This window comes from Ensifer sp. ENS02, from assembly GCF_014851885.1.
Lineage (GTDB): Bacteria > Pseudomonadota > Alphaproteobacteria > Rhizobiales > Rhizobiaceae > Ensifer > Ensifer adhaerens.
Genome location: NZ_JACVAO010000020.1, coordinates 44,910 through 63,333, shown reverse-complemented (window position 1 = coordinate 63,333; position 18,424 = coordinate 44,910). Strand labels below are relative to the sequence as shown.

9 protein-coding genes and 1 pseudogene are annotated in these 18,424 nt (G+C 62.3%); 6 read left to right on the top strand and 4 right to left on the bottom strand.

The window, feature by feature from the left end; genetic code table 11:
* Nucleotides 1-280: 280 nt before the first annotated feature.
* From IB262_RS30330 to IB262_RS30305, 6 genes are all read left to right on the top strand, one after another.
* Nucleotides 281-1,204, top strand: coding sequence for an amidohydrolase family protein (locus tag IB262_RS30330; RefSeq protein WP_034791747.1), 924 nt, complete (start codon nt 281-283; stop codon nt 1,202-1,204).
* An 18-nt stretch (nt 1,205-1,222) separates the two neighbouring features.
* Complete coding sequence (locus IB262_RS30325; RefSeq protein ID WP_034791749.1) at nt 1,223-2,167, top strand: amidohydrolase family protein; 945 nt, start codon at nt 1,223-1,225, stop codon at nt 2,165-2,167.
* A 60-nt stretch (nt 2,168-2,227) separates the two neighbouring features.
* The gene (locus tag IB262_RS30320) at nt 2,228-3,601 is read left to right on the top strand and encodes a UbiD family decarboxylase (protein WP_089045344.1); all 1,374 of its coding nucleotides are present in this window, start codon (nt 2,228-2,230) and stop codon (nt 3,599-3,601) included.
* Nucleotides 3,602-3,605: 4 nt separating this feature from the next.
* On the top strand, nt 3,606-4,187 hold the full coding sequence (locus IB262_RS30315; RefSeq protein WP_060521226.1) for a UbiX family flavin prenyltransferase: 582 nt from the start codon (nt 3,606-3,608) through the stop codon (nt 4,185-4,187).
* A gap of 1 nt (nt 4,188) precedes the next feature.
* Nucleotides 4,189-5,127, top strand: a complete 939-nt coding sequence (locus IB262_RS30310) for an XdhC family protein (RefSeq protein ID WP_060521225.1) — start codon at nt 4,189-4,191, stop codon at nt 5,125-5,127.
* 147 nt (nt 5,128-5,274) lie between these two features.
* Nucleotides 5,275-6,981 (top strand): adenylate/guanylate cyclase domain-containing protein, encoded by a 1,707-nt coding sequence (locus tag IB262_RS30305; RefSeq protein ID WP_192494117.1) that lies wholly within the window; start codon nt 5,275-5,277, stop codon nt 6,979-6,981.
* 152 nt (nt 6,982-7,133) lie between these two features.
* Here IB262_RS30305 and IB262_RS36135 read toward each other — a convergent pair whose 3' ends face one another.
* The 4 genes and pseudogenes from IB262_RS36135 to IB262_RS30285 all read right to left on the bottom strand — a co-directional run bounded on the left by IB262_RS36135 (nt 7,134) and on the right by IB262_RS30285 (nt 18,341).
* Nucleotides 7,134-7,241 carry a hypothetical protein gene (locus tag IB262_RS36135; protein ID WP_246802760.1) on the bottom strand — a complete coding sequence of 36 codons (108 nt, stop codon included), beginning with the start codon at nt 7,239-7,241 and terminating at the stop codon, nt 7,134-7,136.
* 198 nt (nt 7,242-7,439) lie between these two features.
* Nucleotides 7,440-13,496, bottom strand: a complete 6,057-nt coding sequence (locus IB262_RS30295) for an IPT/TIG domain-containing protein (RefSeq protein ID WP_192494111.1) — start codon at nt 13,494-13,496, stop codon at nt 7,440-7,442.
* A gap of 352 nt (nt 13,497-13,848) precedes the next feature.
* Nucleotides 13,849-13,986: pseudogene (locus IB262_RS30290) on the bottom strand (methyltransferase domain-containing protein); the annotation flags it as partial.
* Between the two features lie 203 nt (nt 13,987-14,189).
* On the bottom strand, nt 14,190-18,341 hold the full coding sequence (locus tag IB262_RS30285; protein ID WP_192494110.1) for a PAS domain-containing protein: 4,152 nt from the start codon (nt 18,339-18,341) through the stop codon (nt 14,190-14,192).
* Between the last annotated feature and the right edge of the window lie 83 nt (nt 18,342-18,424).

Sequence of the window (18,424 nt, the reverse complement as noted above, 5' to 3'; positions counted from 1 at the left end):
TAGCTCATTTTTTGAGTTGACAAGAATCGCGCGAAGTGGTTCCTTTGAAGGCGAGTAGAAGCACCGACAATTGCTCACCGTCTGTTGGAAGATGAGGCTGCGATGTCGATGCTGATCACCAAAGGAACACCCGGTTGCCCCGCCCTGGGAGCTTATGCGCCGGCCTGTTCCCTCCGTCCTCGGCATTTCCTGAGATCGCGGATCCAGGCCTGGCTTTGGCCGGCATGGCGTTCATCGCGCGGCCCCGCATCGACCGGACCCTCTACGACAGGAGAAACCTATGATTATTGACCTGAGCTGCTATCCCACCGATCTGGTGGACCTGGCTTGGCGACACGACGGACCGCCGTTCACCGGCGACAAGCTGCTGAAGATGATGGATGGCCCCTACTATGTGAACGGCAAGCCGCGCCGGATCGACAAGGCCTTCATTCAGCCGCCGCAAGGCAACACCATCTACACCCACGAGGTGATGGATCTCGAGGGCAAGGCCGCCATCCGCCAGTACATGGCCTACACGGAAAAGATGGTGACCGAGCACCCCGACCGCTTCCTCGGCTGCTTCGTCTACAACCCGCGCTACGGCACCCAGAACGGCGCCGAAGAGATCGAACGCTACGCCAAGGAGTTCGATTTCAAGATGGTGCAGCTGCAGGCGAACATGCACGCCTACCGCCCGGACCGCGCGCTCGACTGGCTGCGACCGGCACTGAAGAAGTGCGCGGATCTCGGCCTGATGGTGAAGGTGCATACCGGTGACGGACCGTACTCGATCCCGACGGAGTTCTATCCGATCATCCGCGAGTTTCCGGAGGTCAACTTCATCCTGGCGCATTTCGGCGTTCAGACCGGCGGCGTCTACGTGTTTGAGCCGATGCAGATGGCACTCGACACACCGAGTGTCTACGTGGAATCCGGCTGGTGCCTGCAGTCGCGCATCGTTGAATTCGCCAAGGTTCTGCCCAAGCACAAGATCCTCTTCGGCTCGGATACGCCGCCGAACGAACCGGGCATGTGGATCAACCTCCTGGAGGTTCTCTGCCACGAGCCGCCGCAGGGCCTGAACCTCGATGAGGATACGCTCGAAGATTACCTCGGCAACAACGTCGCCCGGATGATCGGGCTGGAAGCGACGAAGCCACCGGCCACCGTCGAGGAAGCCGAGGCGTATCTGCGCCAGCACGGCGTCGCCCTTGCCGCGTAAATTTGAACGGAGTGAACAATGATCATTGATACCCATCTTCACCCGACCAACCTCGTCGACGAGGCGTGGCGTCACACGGGCGAGCCCTTCACCGGCGAGCGCATGCTCAAGCTGATGGACGGTCCCTACATGATCAACGGCAAGCCGCGCCGGATCGACATGGGCTTCATCCAGCCGCCGCCGGGCAACACCGGCTACCGCGACGGCAACCGCAAGGGTCGCGACGGCATTCGCGACTACATGGCCTATTGCGCCGAGCTTTGCCAGAAGTACCCGGACCGCTTTATCGGCAACTTCAACTACAACCCGCGCTGGGGACCTGAAAACGGCGCTGCGGAGCTGGAATTCCACGTCAAGGAATACGGTTTCAAGATGTTGAAGCTGCACGCCAACATGCACGGTTATCGCCCCGACCGCGCGCTTGATTGGCTGCGTCCGGCGATGAAGAAGTGTGCCGAACTCGGCGTCGTCGTGCTCATCCACACGGGCGACGGCCCGTACACCATCCCGACGATGTTTTATCCGATCATTCGCGAGTTCCCGATGGTGAACTTCATCATCGGTCACTTCGGCATCCAGACCGGCGGCAACTATTCGTTCGAGTCCTTCTGGATGGCGATGGATACCCCGAACGTCTATTGCGAGTCCGGCTGGTGCTTCCAGTCGCGCATCGTGGAGTTCGCCCAGCAGTTGCCGAAGAACAAGATCGTCTTCGGCACGGACAGCCCGCCGAACGATCCGGGCATGTGGCTGCGCGAACTGGAAGTGCTCTGCAAGGATCCGCCGCACGGCATCAATCTCTCCGAGGACGATCTCGAAGGCTATCTCGGCAACAACATCGCCAAGCTCGTCGGCATCGATCCGTCGCCGCCGCCGCGCGACCTGAGGGACGCTCAGGCGCGTCTGAAGGATAGCTATGCCGGTGTCGACCGGGCCACGGGCAAGCACAAGGAATTTGCCTGAGTAAAGACGACGGCGCCCATTCCGGGCGCCGTCACCCCCCAGTCGCGTCGAGGCAAAGATATGACCCAGTACCACAAGCAAGATGTCCGCAGCTTCCTCGCCGACTACAGGGCGGAGCACCCCGAAGATGTCATCACCATCGACCAGCCGGTCTTAGACGATCAGGATGCGACAGCGCTGATCTGGAACCTGGCTGAGCGGGGGCGACATCCCATGCTGCACCTGAAGGATGTCAGCGGCGTCGGCAGCGAGGTCCTCTGCAACATCTTTGCCTCACGCGATCGTATCGCCCGTCTGCTCGGTTCGACCGCCGACAGGTTGCACGAGGCCTACCAGGCACGCGCCAACCGGCCGTTCACGCCGGAAGTCCTGAAGGAAGGTCCGATCACCGAGGAGATCGTCTCGGGCGATGCCGTCGATCTCAACGCGTTGCCGATGCTCAAGCACTTCGACACGGACCGGGCGAAATACATCACCAGCGGCATCATCATCGGCGAGCATCCCGAAACTGGCGCCGGCAATCTCAGCTACCACCGCGCGATGATCCATTCGAAGAATTCGCTCGCCACCTCGCTGCATTCGCGTGGCCATCTCTGGCGGCTGATGAACATGGCCAAGGAGAAGGGCAGGCCGATGCCGGTCGCGATGGTCATCGGCGGCCATCCGCTCTTCATGATCGCAGCTTCTGCCCGACTTGCCTTCGGTGAAGACGAACGTGATGTTGCCGGCGGCCTGATGGGCGAGCCGCTTCAGGTGGTGCGGACACCAAAGTACGGCATTCGTGTTCCCGCCCATGCCGAGATCGTGCTCGAAGGTGTGCTGGATCCCGAGGCGCATGTGGAGGAGGGGCCGTTCGGCGAGTTCACAGGCTATTCCTCCGACCGCTCGACCAACAACCTTTTCACCGTCGAAACCGTCATGCGCCGGCGCAATGCCATCCTCGTCAGCGTCGCCGGCGGCAATTCGGCCGAACACCTCAATCTCGGCCGCGTGCCGCGCGAGGCCGAGGTGGTGGAGAAGCTGAAGGCGCGCTTTCCCTCGATCACCGCGGTACACTACCCCTCGTCGGGCACGCATTTTCACGCCTACATCGCCATGAACCAGACGCGTGAGGGGGAGGCGCGGCAGGTCATGCTCGGCCTTCTCGGCTGGGACCAGTACCTGAAAACCGTGGTCGTGGTGGACGCGGATGTCGATATTACCCGCGACAGTGAGGTGCTCTGGGCGCTAGCCACTCATTTCCAGCCGCACAAGGACGTCGTCATCATCGAAGGCCTGCCAGGCAATGCGCTCGACCCCTCCGCCAGCGGCATCGGCACGACCTCGCGGATGGGGCTCGATGCGACGCGCGGCCCGAATTTCCATGGCGTGCGCGCCCGCATCAGCGACGAGGCCTGCGCGCGCGCCGCAGCACTCCTGAAAAGCGCGGGATAGGGCGATGACGCATCCAAGACGCATGATCGTTGGCATTTCGGGCGCGTCGGGCGTGGTCTACGGCAAGCGCATCCTCGAACTGCTGCGTGACCTCGAGATCGAGACACATCTGATCATGTCGCGTGCGGCCTGCATCACGCTTGCGGCCGAGGCGACGTTTTCCAGACAGGACCTCGAAGCGTTGGCGACGACCACCCATTCCAACAAGGATATCGGCGCCGTCTGTTCCTCTGGCTCCTACAAGACGCTCGGCATGATCGTCGCCCCCTGTTCGGTCAAGACGCTGGCCGAGATCGCCACGGGCACGACGGACAACCTCATTTCCCGTGCGGCCGACGTGGTGCTGAAAGAACGTCGTCGCCTCGTCCTGATGCTCAGAGAAACGCCGCTTCATCTCGGCCATATCCGTAACATGGCGCATGTGACCGAGATGGGCGGCATCATCTATCCGCCTGTCCCAGCCTTTTACGCGAAACCTCAGTGCATCGAAGACATGGTCGACCACACCGTCGGCCGCGTGCTCGATCTCTTTGATCTCGATCCGGGTATCGTGCGCCGCTGGCGGGGAACGCAGGGAGTGGAGTGAGATGACGATCCGCATCGCCGCCGATCCGGAAACGCTTTCGCCAGAACCGCGCGCTGCCTTCCTGTCGGACGATGCAATCGAAGTACTGTCTTTCGCCGCTCGATCGCTCGAAGAGGGGCAGTCAACGGCCCTCATCACGCTCGTCGAAATTCGGGGCGGCGCTGCGCGCGCCCTCGGCGCGCAAATGGTCGTGCGCAGTGACGGTCTCTATTGCGGTTTCGTCTCCGGTGGTTGCACCGAAGCGGCCGTGGCCGCCGAAACCATCACCGCTCTTGGAAAGGGCCTTGATCGCACGCTTCGACTTGGCGAAGGGTCCCCGTTCTTTGATATTGTCCTGCCCTGTGGCGGCGGCATTACCCTTGCGATCCATGTATTGGCGGATGCGGCAGTCTTGCGCCAGGCGCTTTCCACCCTCCAACATCGCTCGCCGGTGGGTCTACGCTATCATCCTGGCAAGCGCGCCCTTTCGCTGCAGCACGGCAGCGAGGCAAGCGGCTGGTACGGCGAGAGTTTTGTGCGCGCCTACCGGCCGAGGCCGCGGGTCATCCTCGCCGGCACTCCGCTCGAGATCGATGCGGTTGCCCGCGTTGCTGTTGCGGCCGGCTACGAGACAGTCGTGCTCGAGCGCGGGCAAGTGCCTTCGCCTGACGAACTAGACGGCGACACCGCAGTCGCGCTCCTCTTCCACGATGTTGATCGCGAGTTGCCGCTGCTCGATGTGGCGCTGACGTCGAATGCGTTCTACATCGGCGCCCTTGGCAGCCGCCGGACCCATGCGAAACGCTGCCAGCTCCTGCGTGATTGCGGGGGAGATGAGCGTCTGCTTTCTCGCATCAAGGCGCCGATCGGCCTGTTCGACAAGGCGAGGGATGCACGTTCACTCGCAGTCTCGGTCGTGGCCGATATCGCACACGCGCGCCTGCGGCTCGACTGGATGTAGGTCTCCCATCCGAAGACAAAGGGCGCCGATAAAGTCGCTCAATCCTCGATGGAGGCGGAGGTCGCCTGGCATTACCTCTTGCGACTTGTTGACTCACTCGCGGTTGAACAATACCTTGCGAGCTCGGTCGTTAAGCTTGTCCTCAACATGACGGATCAATCTCTTCAGCGTCGCCTTGCCGCCATCGTCGTTGCCGATGTGGTGGGATATTCACGCCTGATGGAGGCTGATGAAGTCGCAACGCTGGCCGACCTCAGGAAACTCCGTTCTGGCGTTATCGAGCCGGCTGTGATGCGTTACACGGGTCGCATCTTCAAGGTCATGGGCGACGGATTTTTAATCGAATTCGGTAGCGCGGTGGACGCGGTCGCAGCAGCGTTGGAAATGCAACGGGCCACCACTGCTGTCGAAGCTGCCGGAGACCGGCGCCTGCTTTTGCGTGTAGGGGTCAATCTGGGAGATGTCATTGACGACGGTTCAGACGTTCTCGGCGACGGTGTCAATGTCGCGGCGCGCCTAGAGACGCTGGCCGCACCGGGAGGTATCTGCATTTCAGCCAAAGTTCACGGCGAGATCGTCGGCAAGATCGGCGACCGTTTCTTTGATGCAGGCGAACGCTACCTAAAGAACCTGGCTCGCCCGGTGCACGTGTGGCATTGGCCGGATGCGCTGCAGAGCATTTTGCCGCTGCCAGAATGTCCCTCGATCGCTGTATTGCCGTTCACGAATACGAGTGGGGATGAAGCGGACGCGCCTTTCGTCGACGGCTTGACCGAAGACCTGATCACCGACCTTTCCCGTACAGCTGGCCTGTTCGTCATCGCGCGCAATTCCGTGTACGGCTACAAGGGCAAGCCGGTCGACGTACGGCTCGTCGCCCAGGATCTCGGCGTCCGCTACGTCCTCGAGGGGAGCGCCAGACGCGCAATGGGTCGTGTCCGCATCAATGCACAATTGATCGACGCGCTTGGCGGCCAGCACTTGTGGGCCGACCGGTTTGACAGGACGGTGGAAGACGTTTTCGAATTGCAGGATGAAGTTAACGCCAAGATTGTTGAAGCCCTCATCGGCCGACTGACCATCCCGACGCAGCGCAATCGGCCGAAGAATTTTGAGGCGTACGATCTGTGTGTGCGCGCCCGCCTGCTGACGGAAGAGTCGCCGCAAACTGCGCGTGAGGCTTATGTGTTGCTTCAGCGCGCGGTTGAGCTTGAGCCATCATATGCCGAAGCGCTCGGTCTGCTCGCCTATAATCGTTGGCTGGCCTGGACTCACTTCGGCGAGCCCGAAGATCCTAACCGTCAGATGGCGGTGACGTTTGCGCAGAAGGCCGTCGACCTGGACCCCAACGATGCCGGCAGCCGTTACGTTCTGGGGACTATTTTGGCTTATGAACGGCGATGGGAGGAATCAGAAGCCGCCTTCGCCAAGGCCCTGGAGCTAGACCCCAACCACGCCGACACCTGGGCCGCCATGTCGGACATGTCCGTGCTGGACGGCAGGGTTGCCGACGGACTGGCACAGATTGAAAAAGCTCTGCGGCTCAATCCCTATCCAGCCTGCTGGTATCTTTGTCATCTTGGGCAGGCGCAATACGCCGCGCGTGACTATGAGGCGGCAACGGCTACACTGCGCAGGAAAGACACGTATCGTACCAACTCACGCAAATTCCTGGCTGCTACGCTTGCGCAAATGGGCCACCTTGAGGAGGCGCGGCGAGAATCAGAATTGTTCCTGATCGCCCACCCTCATTTCACGATCGGCCATTGGCTCAACTCCCAGCCGCTGCGCGATGCATTTGTACGAGACCACTTTGCAGACGGCTTCCGAAAGGCTGGCCTGCCGGAGATGTGACAGCGGGGAGTATGGGCAATCGGCCTGCGGGCAACCTCTGGAGTTGCGTGCGAACGCTATCGGCGGGCGGTGGTGAAGACCCGTAGCGTGCGCCATACGCGTCGAGACCGTTTGCAGGTGGTCGTATGCGGCGTCATGCCGTTACGTTGGATTCAATCGGCAGTGTGAAAAACAAACCTCGATCCTTGGAGCTCGTTCTTTTGTGCCCACAGGCGTCCGCCGTGGGACCCGACGACCGAACGGCAGACCGCCAATCCCATGCCCATGCCGTCGTTTTTTCGTGGAGAAGAAAGGTTCGAATATCCTGCGAGGTTTTGGACCCCGGTGCTGCGTTCTCCGTCGCGCAGTATGTCCATCTAGGCGCGATAGACGAACACCCGGCCACGCGCTCGAGACAGAACTCGTGGCGTAGTCGGTGCTGCCCGGCTCGGGGCCGCATGACCAGCGGCCCGCTTGCATCAGAACTGCTTTCCGGCCCTCACTTTGCCGCCGACGGCTTTTTCGCCATCGCCTTCGATATCGAAGAGCAGATCGGCCGAGAGCATCCAGAGGTCGGCCGTTTGAAGCGAGAGGCCGGCCGTGATCGATGCGAAAAGTCCCGATCCATCCTGGCCTGAATAACCCGCGGTGACGCCGACCTTGGGCGTGAGCGCCGATCCGTTCTCCAGCGTGAAGGAGCGGGCGATTTCGGCGCCGAGGCTGACGCGGAACTGCTCGGCGTCGAAGCCGTCGATCGTTATCTCGTCGCCTGCGTCGTTGCGCACCGAATAGTCATCGACCTTTTCGTTGAAGTAGACGGCCCTTAGTTTCGGCGTCAGCACCGTCGCGTCGTCGAGCTGCCACTCTCCGGTGATCGCGGTATCGATCATCCAGCGCGTCGTGTCGAAATCGCCGTTCCAGAACACAGTGTCGATATCGTTGGTCGAGCCGCCATAAAGAACGCTCGTGTCCCAGAAAACGCCCTTGCCGATTTCGAACGAGGCGTAGGGACCGGCAAGCCAGCCATTGCCCGTCAGTTCCGCATCCGCGTCACTCGGATCGGTCATGCGATCGAAGTGGAATGACAGGCCGACAAGCGCTCGCTCCGACAACAGATAGTCGGCACCGAGATTGAGCATCGCAAAGTTGCCCCACTTGCCGTCGTTCTGGTCCCGCTTGTGTGCGAGGAAGGTGCCGTCGATCCACATGTTGAAGGGCGGCAAGGCGGTTGCCTCGATGCCATCCGCACTGTCCCGCGCCGCATCCAACTGCGCAAGGCTGGTCGAGAAACTGGCTGTCATGCCCTCCTCGGATGGCGTCATCCGCGCGGTGACCGAATCGGTCGCTTGTTGCATCTGCCGACGCTCGAGAAGGCCGGGAACATATATGCCGTTGGCGATCAGGCTCTGCCGCGTTTCGACAAAGCCGCTGACGAGCGCATCGATCTCCTCCGCCACATCCGCCGCGGCATAGGCGAGATTGTAGGTCACGGTTCCGATGTTCGAAGAGCCAAGTGAACTCGTCAGGCGGAAACCGACCCTAGCCGCGCCGGAAAATGCCGGGTTGGGGGTAAACTGGAGGTACCAGCCGATCGGCCCTGTGCCCGGACCTGCCTGGGCAAGCCGCCCCTGGATGATCGTGGCGGTGCCGGCGTTGGGGGGCTCGACGAAGGCCACGTCGGCGCCCGTAAACGGCCCACCGGTCGCGCCGCGGTTCAGATAGATGTCAGGCGGGCTCGTGCCGGCGGGCACGTTCACCACCTGGTCGGTGACGGTCGTTCCGCGTGGCTTGACCGTCATGCTGTAGGTCGCAGAACCGGTTGCGCCGTTGTTGTCCTCGACCACCACGGAGAAGGTGTAGTTGCCGTGGCTTGCGGCATCGAGCGGTCCGGTCAGCTCTCCGGTCGAAACGTTGAGCACCATGCCGTCTGGCAACGCGCCGGAACCGATCCGATAGAGGAGCGGCGCCGCGCCACCCGCCGCCGTGATCTGCTGGCGATAGTCCTCGCCGGCCATCGCATCGCTAAGGGTTCCGGACTGAGGCGTGAAGGCGAAGGTGGCCATCGCCCTGACGGCAAGCGAATAGCTGGCCGAGCCCGTGGCGCCATAGGCGTCGGTTGCGGTGACGGTGAAGCTGAAGCTGCCCGTTGCCGTCGGCGTGCCGCCGATGACGCCGGTTGCGTCGAGCGCAAGACCGGCCGGAAGTGCGCCCGATGTCACGGCATAGGCGTAGGGTGCTGTGCCGTGCGATACGGCAACGGCCCGCGAATAAACCGTTCCCCTGGTGCCGTCAGCAAGAGCGCCCGTGCCAGGCGATAGCACCAGCGTCGGTGCCGTCACCGCGATCGTGACCGTGGCGGCCGAAGAGGTTCCGGCAACATTGGTGGCGGTATAGGTGAAGCTGTCCGTCCCGGAATAGCCGCCCGCCGGTGTGTAGGTGATGTTCGTGCCGGACGCCGTCGCCGTGCCGTGGGCGGCAGGGTTTGCGATCGCGACGCTGTCGGCGGCACCCCCGGTGATCGCAAGCGTGATCCCGTTGGCCGTGGAGTTGGCCGCGACTGTCGCGGTGACGGCATTGGCGATCGGCAGGACCTGGTCGACGACAAGAGCGTAGCTTTGCGCGCCCGAGAAGGGACCTGTGCCGGTAGCCGCGTCGGTGGCGCTGATCGTGATGTTGAAGGTCCCGACCTCAGTCGGTGTGCCCGAGAGAACGCCAGCGGCGCTGAGGTTGAGGCCCTGAGGAAGCGTTCCGGATGTAACGGAGTAGCTGTAGGGAGCAATGCCGCCGGATGCCGTCACGGTCTGGCTATAGGCCGCGCCGAAGGCCGCTTTCGGCAGGGCGGACGGCGCAACCGCGATTGTCGGCGCTGCAATCGTCAGGGAATAGTTCTGCGCGGCTGTGAAGGGCCCTGTCCCGGTCGCGCTGTCGGTCGCGCTGACTGTGAAGGTGAACGTGCCGCCTGCGGTCGGCGTGCCCGAGATAACGCCGGCCGAACTCAGGCTCAGGCCGGTCGGAAGCGTGCCAGTGACGGAGTAGGTATAGGGGCCGGTTCCGCCCGATGCGCCAAAGGACTGGCTGTAGGCAAGACCGGTCGTTCCGCCGGGCAGGGCGCCTGCTGACGGCGACAGAACGATGGTCGGCGTGTCGACGATCAATGCATAGGCACGCGCGCCCGTATAGGGTCCCGTGCCTGCGCTGTCGCTCGCGGTCACCGTGAAGTGGTAGGTTCCCCCACCGGTCGGCGTACCCGAAATGGTGCCATCTGCAGCCAATGCGAGGCCGTCCGGGAGCGAGCCGGCGGTGAGCCCAAACGTAAATGGGGCAATGCCGCCCGTTGTGCTCAACGTCGCGCCGTACGAAACGCCGTTCTCCGCGTTCGGCAAGGTCGCCGGATTAATGGTGATGGTCGGCGCGCCAATGCTGATGCTCGCCGCGCCCGTGCTGGTAAAGCTGCCATTCCCTCCAGAACTGTCGGTGGCGGTGATCGTCACCGTGGCATTTCCTGCGGCTGTCGGCGTGCCGGAGATCACCCCAGAGCTATTGATCGACAGGCCAGCCGGGAGTCCCGTTGCGGAGAAGTTGGAATAGGGAGCCTTACCGCCGTTGACGCTGACGGCTATCCCGCCGCTGTTATAGGCATCGCCCACCGTGCCGGTGGTGGCCGGCAGCGTGACCAGGAAGACGGGATCGTTCACCGTCACGAAGACCTGGCCGACATTGGAGGTGCCGCCCGCGTTGGTCGCGACGTAGTTGAAGGTGTCCGTGCCGCGGAAGCCGACCGGCGGCGTGTAGCTCATGAGCCCGGCGCTATCGACGCTGACCGTTGCGCCATAGGACGAAGCCCCGACCTGATAGCCGGTCGGGCTTTCGGTGGCATGCGGGGCAGCACTGAAGGTCGTGGCCGTGGCCGAACCGGCGTTATAGGCCAAACCGTTGATGGCGAAGGATGAGACCACCGGCGCCGGCGGCAGGACGACCGTCAGCGTCGCCGTCGTATTGGCGTTATAGGGACCTGCTCCCAACGAACTGTCGGTGACGTTGACCGTAACCGTGAAGGTGCCGTTGGCCGTTGGCGTGCCGCCGATGACACCGCCGCCGCTATCGGTCAGGCCTGCGGGCAGGCCGCTGATGCTGTTGACCGTGTAGGGGGGCCTTCCGCCCGAGAACGTCACCGCGGCGCCGCCGGCGTTGTAGGCCCTTTCGACGGTGGCCGTTGTCGACGGCAGCGATACCGTAATCGTCGGATTGCCAATCGTCACGGTGACGGTTGCAGGGCTCGATGTGCCGCCGAGGTTGGTCGCCGTGAAGGTGAAGCTGTCATTGGCATTGCGGTAGCCGACAGGCGGGGTGTAGGTAGCTTGTCCGCTGCTGTCGACGCTGACCGACCCGCCTTGCGCGGTGGTCGCGGAGCCGACCGCGTAGCTGGTTGGACTATTGTTGACATTGCTGGTCAGGCTGATCGACACGCTCGTATTCGAGCCGTCGTTGTAGGGGACGATCGAACCGTAGGTGAAGCTGGAGGCCACCGGCGGCGCGACATAGGTGTACTGGTCGGACGCACTCGTCGCGCTCGTGCCGCCTGGCGTGGCCACGGTGATGTCGTAGGTGCCTGCCGCACTGGCCGGCGCCGTCGCGGTGATCTGCGTGTTGCTGTTGATCGTATAGGTCGCCGTTGTCGCCCCGAACTTCACCGCGCCCGTCGGATTGGCTGCCGCAAATCCGGTGCCGGTGATGGTCACCGTCGTACCGCCGCTCGTCGGACCTGCCGCCGGCGACGTCGAGGTTACTGTCGGCGCCGCCACATAGGTGAACTGGTCGGACGCGTTGGTGGCGCTTGTGCCGCCGGGCGTGGTCACGGTGATGTCATAGGTGCCCGCCGAATTGGCGGGCGCGGTCGCCGTGATCTGCGTACTGCTGTTGATCGTATAGATCGCTGTCGCCGCCCCGAACTTCACGGCGCCCGTCGGGTTCGCTGCCGAGAAGCCGGTGCCCGTGATGGTTACCGTCGTTCCGCCCCCCGTCGGACCCGAGATTGGCGACACCGAGGTCACGGTCGGCGCCGCGACATATGTGTACCGGTCGTTGACATGCGTCGCGCTTGTGCCGCCGACAGTGGTCACGGTGATGTCATAGGTGCCTGCCGAATTGGCCGGTGCCGTCGCGGTGATCTGCGTGTCGCTGTTGATCGTATACGTCGCGTTGGTCGCCCCGAACTTCACTGCGCCCGTCGGGTTGGCCGCTGCGAACCCGGTGCCCGTAATGGTCACCGTCATCCCACCGCCCGTCGGGCCTGCCGTCGGCGACACTGCGGTCACGGTCGGAGGCAGGACGTAGGTGAACTGGTCGGACGCGCTGGTGGCGCTTGTCCCGCCGGTAGTGGTGACGCGGATGTCCACCGTGCCCGTACCTGCCGGGGCGGTCGCGGTGATCTGGGTGCTGTTGATAATGGTGTAGCTGGCCGCCGGCGTAGCGCCGAACGTCACCGCCGTAGCGCCGGTAAAGCCTGTGCCGGTGATGGCCACGCTTGTTCCGCCGCCCGTCGGGCCTGCCGCCGGCGACGTCGAGGATACGGTCGGCGCCGCCACATAGGTGAACTGGTCGGACGCGCTGGTGGCGCTTGTGCCGCCGGGCGTGGTCACGGTGATGTCATAGGTGCCCGCCGAATTGGCCGGCGCCGTCGCGGTGATCTGCGTATTGCTGTTGATCGTATAGGACGCGTTCGTCGCTCCGAATTTCACCGCGCCCGTCGGATTGGCTGCCGAGAATCCAGTGCCGGTGATGGTCACAGTCGTCCCACCGCCCGTCGGGCCTGCTGTCGGAGACACCGACGTCACCGTCGGCGCCGCCACATAGGTGTACTGGTCATTGGCATGCGTCGCGCTCATGCCGCCGGGCGTGGTCACGGTGATGTCGTACGTGCCCGCAGAATTGGCCGGCGCCGTTGCCGTGATCTGCGTGTTGCCGTTGATCGTATAGGTCGCGTTTGTCGCACCGAACTTCACTGCACCCGTCGGATTGGCTGCTGCGAACCCAGTCCCTGTAATGATTACGGTCGTGCCGCCCCCCGTCGGCCCCGAGGACGGCGTTACTGCCGTCAAGGTCGGCGTGGAAGGATAGGTGAAATTGATCGTTGCCGGGGTATTCGAGAGAAAGCCCGCATTGCCGGTATACATGTAACCGGAAAAGCTGTCCGAACCCGATGGCGGCGCGGTCAGGAGCTTTATCTGGAGAACGGAGTTACTTACGTTGAACGTGAATTCATAATTTCCGCCATTGCTTCCGCCCCTCTGCTCGGGAATGGAAAGTCCGGCATCGTTCGCGCCGAGCCCGTAGTCAAATTGGATATCGACCGTCGGCGAATCGTAGAAGCTGCCGTAGGTGCCGTCCGGCCCAGCCAACTCGCAATCGTTGGTGTTGATCGTTTTCGTCTGGCCGACGAAGGTGAAGGCGACGTCCCATGTGCATGCGGCCTGCGCGGCCAGAGCGCTCGCAAGCCAGAGCGATAGCGTGATCGCGCCTGCTCGAAAACTCCCCAAGAAGGCTGACGGAATAGAACCTGATGGCGTTTCAAAGGTCTCAAACCACGCCCAGCAGGCCTTTGGGCCGAGCCTCAACTTAAAGCCAAGGCTCTTCCACGTCGCATTACCCCATGCCCGCACTTATGCAGTCCCCCAACCACATCACCGAAAACAAACAGCTCGGATGACACAAGGTCGGAAGCTGAAGATATCCAGTTTAAATTGCATTCATCGCGCAAAACGCGCAGCATCAACTTGTAACTGCAGCGTGAACCCATAAATTGTTTCGGGTTTGGATGCTATGGGGTGCGTCGCATTTTTGCCTCAATCTCACAACTTATCGTTCAGCCGTAGTGGAATTGACGATTTAGCCATCGGCGATCAGCAATGTGCCGCCGGGGGGCAGGACTCGCAGCCACGCGGCAAAAGCCGCGTCTGGATCGACAAGCGCCCTGACCAGATGCCGGCTGACGATTACATCGTAGTGGTTGTCGGGCTCCATGGTATTTCGGCGTCGCCGAGGGGGATCGCTCGTGCAATTGCGATATCGATGATTGGGCCGTTCTGACGGGCGCCCACTGCTCCAACCGATTGGTCAGCCCTCGGTGCGCTTTGTCTATGCGGCGCAACAAGTCACCATCGGTTAGTAAAGGCCTATAGCCTCTTGAATGCAGTGGAAGTTCAGCAGCACGTGGTCCTATGCGGCAATCGTCATGCCGTTAGATTGGCTTCAATCGGCAGTGTAAAAACAAACGTCGATCCTTGGATCTCGTTCTTTTGTGCCCACAGACGTCCGCCGTGGGACTCGACGATCGAACGGCAGATCGCCAATCCCATGCCCATGCCGTCGTTTTTCGTGGTGAAGAAAGGTTCGAATATCCTGTCGGGGTTTTGGACCCCCGTGCCGCAATCGCTCACGGCAATGCGGACTGCGTCTTCGATACGCGTCGCATGCAGGTTGACGATGCGCAGGTCCGCCGTGGATGTCATCGCTTCTATGCCGTTTCGGATCAGGTTGACCAGTATCTGCTGAAGTTGCACGCGATCGATAGCGACCGGAGGAAGGTCACTTTCGACGTCAAGCTGGATGCGAACGCGGCGCCGCATGGCTTCTTCAACCAAGAGGTTGCGCACCTCGGCAATGACGCTGTCCACCGTTGTGCTCATCCCGGGCTCCACGGATCTCGTGAACAACGCGCGGATGCGGCTTACGACGTCTGCGGCAGCATTTGCGTCGCGCGTGATGCGTTCCACCGTCCTTTGCGCTCGCGCAAGGTTTGGCGGCTCAGCAGAAAGCCAGCGTTGGCATGCATGCGAATTTGTCACGATCGCTGCCAACGGCTGGTTCACCTCATGGGCGATCGAGGCGGAAAGCTCGGCGAGGCTGGCGGCCTGAGTCGCGCGCGCAAGACCATCGCGCGCAGCCCGTAAATCCTCCTGGGCCCGAACTTCGCTGTCGATGTCGATGCAAATGACGTTCCACTGGACGATAAGCCCATCGGCGTCCCTCATGGGCGCTGCCCGGGTCTCCACCCAGCGATACCCTCCGTCCGACCGGCGAAGTCGATGCTTCTGCGCGTAGGGCGTACCGGTGGCCAAGGCATGGCCGCAGTTCTCATGGACCTGAGGCATATCGTCGGGATGGACGGCAGCGCCAAGCGCGCCTGACGGTCGTGCTTCTCCCGACGCATCGGGCGCTTCCAACTTGTATCCCAGATACTCGCGAAGCTGTTCGCTGCGGTAGACAGGATCACCGTTCGGGTCGGTGCATTCGACCATCGCAGGCAAGGTTTCAATGAGTTGTCGAAGCGAGCGCTCACGCTCGCGCAAGACCTGTTCGACGCGGAGCTGATCGTCGATGTCGTGACAAATGCCGAACCATTGCAGGATCTGACCGTTGGCGTCCCGCAAGGGAGCGCCGCGGCACGACATCCAGCGATAGACGCCGTCGGCACGGCGCAGCCGGTAGGTCAAGGAGAAGTTTTCGCCGGTGGCGAAGGCCTCTCTCAGCGTGGCATCCATCTTCGCTGCGTCGTCCGGGTGAAGCGCGGCTGTAATTGCACCGGCGAGAACGCTGCCCGATCCCTGATAGTCCTTGACGTCATGTCCGAGGAACTCGATCAGGCTCTTGCTGAAGAAGACCGGTTCCCCATCCGTGTTTAACCGCCAGAGTGGGCTGGGCACCATGTCGACCAGTTGCGAGAGTTCGCGCTCCCGATCGAAGAGCTGTTGTTGGACACGCACTTCATCGTCGACATCAATCGCAACGGCATACCACTGCACGATCGTCCCGTTTTGATCGCGCAATGGCTCGCAGCGCCCGTCGACCCAGCGGTATGCTCCATCGGCGCGCAGCATGCGATATCTGTTGGAGAAGGGTTCACCGGTAGAGAAGCCGTGCGTGGCGTTCTCCCGTACGGATGCGATATCGTCCGGATGGACGACAGAACGCATCATTGCGCCCGCGCGCGCCACGCCCGGCTTGTCAACCTCGATGGCATCGAATCCGAGGAAGTCTACCAACCGCTTGTTCAGAAAGCTCAGTTCACCGCCGGCGGTCTGACGGGCAATGAAGGCCGGTACCATGTCGACGAGCAGGGACAGCTCGCGCTCGCGATCGTGCAACGCGTTTTGAGCGCGCATCTGATCGTCGATATCGAGCGAAACGCCATACCACTCCTCGATCTCTCCTTCCTGATTGCGGCGAGGTTCGACCCGGCATTCCACCCAGCGATATCCGCTTTCAATTTCAAGCCAACGAAAGCGCAACGTTGCGCTGCTACCGGTCTTGAAACATCTTTGCAGTGTGTCTCCGACGGCTGCGGCGTCGTCGGGATGGATCAGCTTTTGAAGCAGAGTTTCGATACTCTGCTCTCCGTGCGCTTCGAAGCTTGCGACAACCGAGCGGAAGCGGTCCCTGAACTGTTTGTTGAAGTAGACCGAGCCGGTCGATGGCGTCGCGCTCCAAATGCGGACCGGCACTGCGTCGATCATCCGTTGTAGCTGCCTCTGACTGCGGCGCAATGCGTCCTCGGCGTGCGTCAGATCATCGATGTCATGGCACATGCCGTACCATTGGACGATTTTCCCGGAGTGATCCCGCATTGGCTCTGCCCGGCTCGACATCCAGCGAAAGACGCCGTCGGCCCGGCGCAGGCGATATCGCATGGCAAAGGCCTCACCGGTTTCGAGGCAATTGCGAAGCAGATCGACGAACGCGCCTGCCTCGGCGGGATGCACGGAGGCTTCGACCATGGCTGCCAGCCGGGTTTTTCCCGGCTTGTCCGTGTCACAGATGTCCAGGCCGAGAAAGTCGACCATGCGCTTGTTGAAGAAGGTGGGCTCGCCATCCGGCGTCAAGCGCCAGACGTGGCTTGGCACCATGTTGACAAGCTGCAGCAGCTCCTGCTCCCGTTCGCGCAGTGCAGCCTGAGCGCTCACTGCGTCTTCGATGTCGACGGAAACGCCGTACCACTGCAGAATCGTTCCGGCTTCGTCACGTAAAGGGGTTGCCCGGCTCTCGACCCATCGATGGGGACCGTTTGCCCGCCGCTGACGGTACCTTCCTGCAAAGGTCGTACCCGCTTCGAACGCGCGTTTCAGCGCTTCGTCGGTGGCAATGCGGTCATCCGGGTGAATGTCCGTCAGGGATCGCTTGCCATTGGTCGCAATCAGATCCGTCAACGCCAACCCGGTCGTGTCGGTGGCCCACTTGTTGAGGTAGCTCGGCGTTCCGTCAGGCGTGGCGCTCCAGATGAGAGCCGGAACGGCGTCGATCAAGCGTTGCAGCCGCAGTTCACTTTGCCGGGCGGTGAGCAGCGCCAGCTGGTGTTGCCTGGAAATGGCTGCGACGACAAGCGCCGAGAATGCGGAAATCACGAGGAAGAGCTGCAGCATGACCTGCTGTTGCCTCTGCGATCCGGCGTCACCGATAAACTGGCTGTCTCCGGATATCGTGAGCGCCATCGTAATCAGCGTCAGGAGCGTCAAGGCGACAGCAGCGCCTCGAAATTCGAAACGTGCGGCGGCCCAAAGCAGAAGCGGCAAAATGATGTAGGGCGAGGGGAAAAAGTGAGCGCTCAAGGAAAGCACAGCAACGCCGAGGAAGATGAAACAGAGAACGGCCGCCTCCGTCCAGTGTGCCACGGACAGGCCGGTTTCACCGCGCCAGGAGCGGACGAGGACCAGCACCAGTGGCGCTACCAGCAGGATGCCTGTGGCATCTCCGATCCAGAATAGTGGCCACACCGATGCGAATGTCTGGGACTTCACGCCGAACCAGGCAAGGGTTGCACTCCCGACGGTCGCGCTTGCGAGGGGCGCTACTCCCGCACCCAAAACGACGAAAGCGAGGACCTGTTGAAGGGTTTCCAGCCGGACGGGACGGCCAATGGCGCTGCTGAGCAGCATCGCTCCGGCGGAGGCACAGAGCGCGTTGCCGACGAAGATCAAGAAACCTGCAGGAAGCGGGCTGTGAAACCACACGAGCTGGGCAAACATCTCGGCAAAGCAGCCGGCGATGATCCACCAGGGCCAGCTGTAGGCAGACGTGAGGATGAGTGTCGCCATGAACACGCCGCCGGGAGGCCAGATCGAGACGGTGATGCCCGGGACGATAGCAAGGACATTCGCAAATCCGCAGCCCAGCACGTAGGCGGCGAAGAACGCAACGAGATGCAACAGCTGCGGGCGGCTTGATCGAACCCGCCGCCATTGTGAAACCGGTCCGACCGGCAGTCGTTCTGTCGGCGCCCACGGCAACGCGCTCCCCGCCGGCCCTGGCGACGTTCGCTCGAGCCCTTGCACCGGATGATCGACTGTTGCTGAATGGCTGTCGCTAATTGCTCTAGAAGCTGATTCCATCGGCTGCTCCGATCGGACAGAGAAAGCCTGGGCACCGTGGGGGCCCTACCAAGGCGCTGTAAACGAAGTCTGGCGGGACGAAC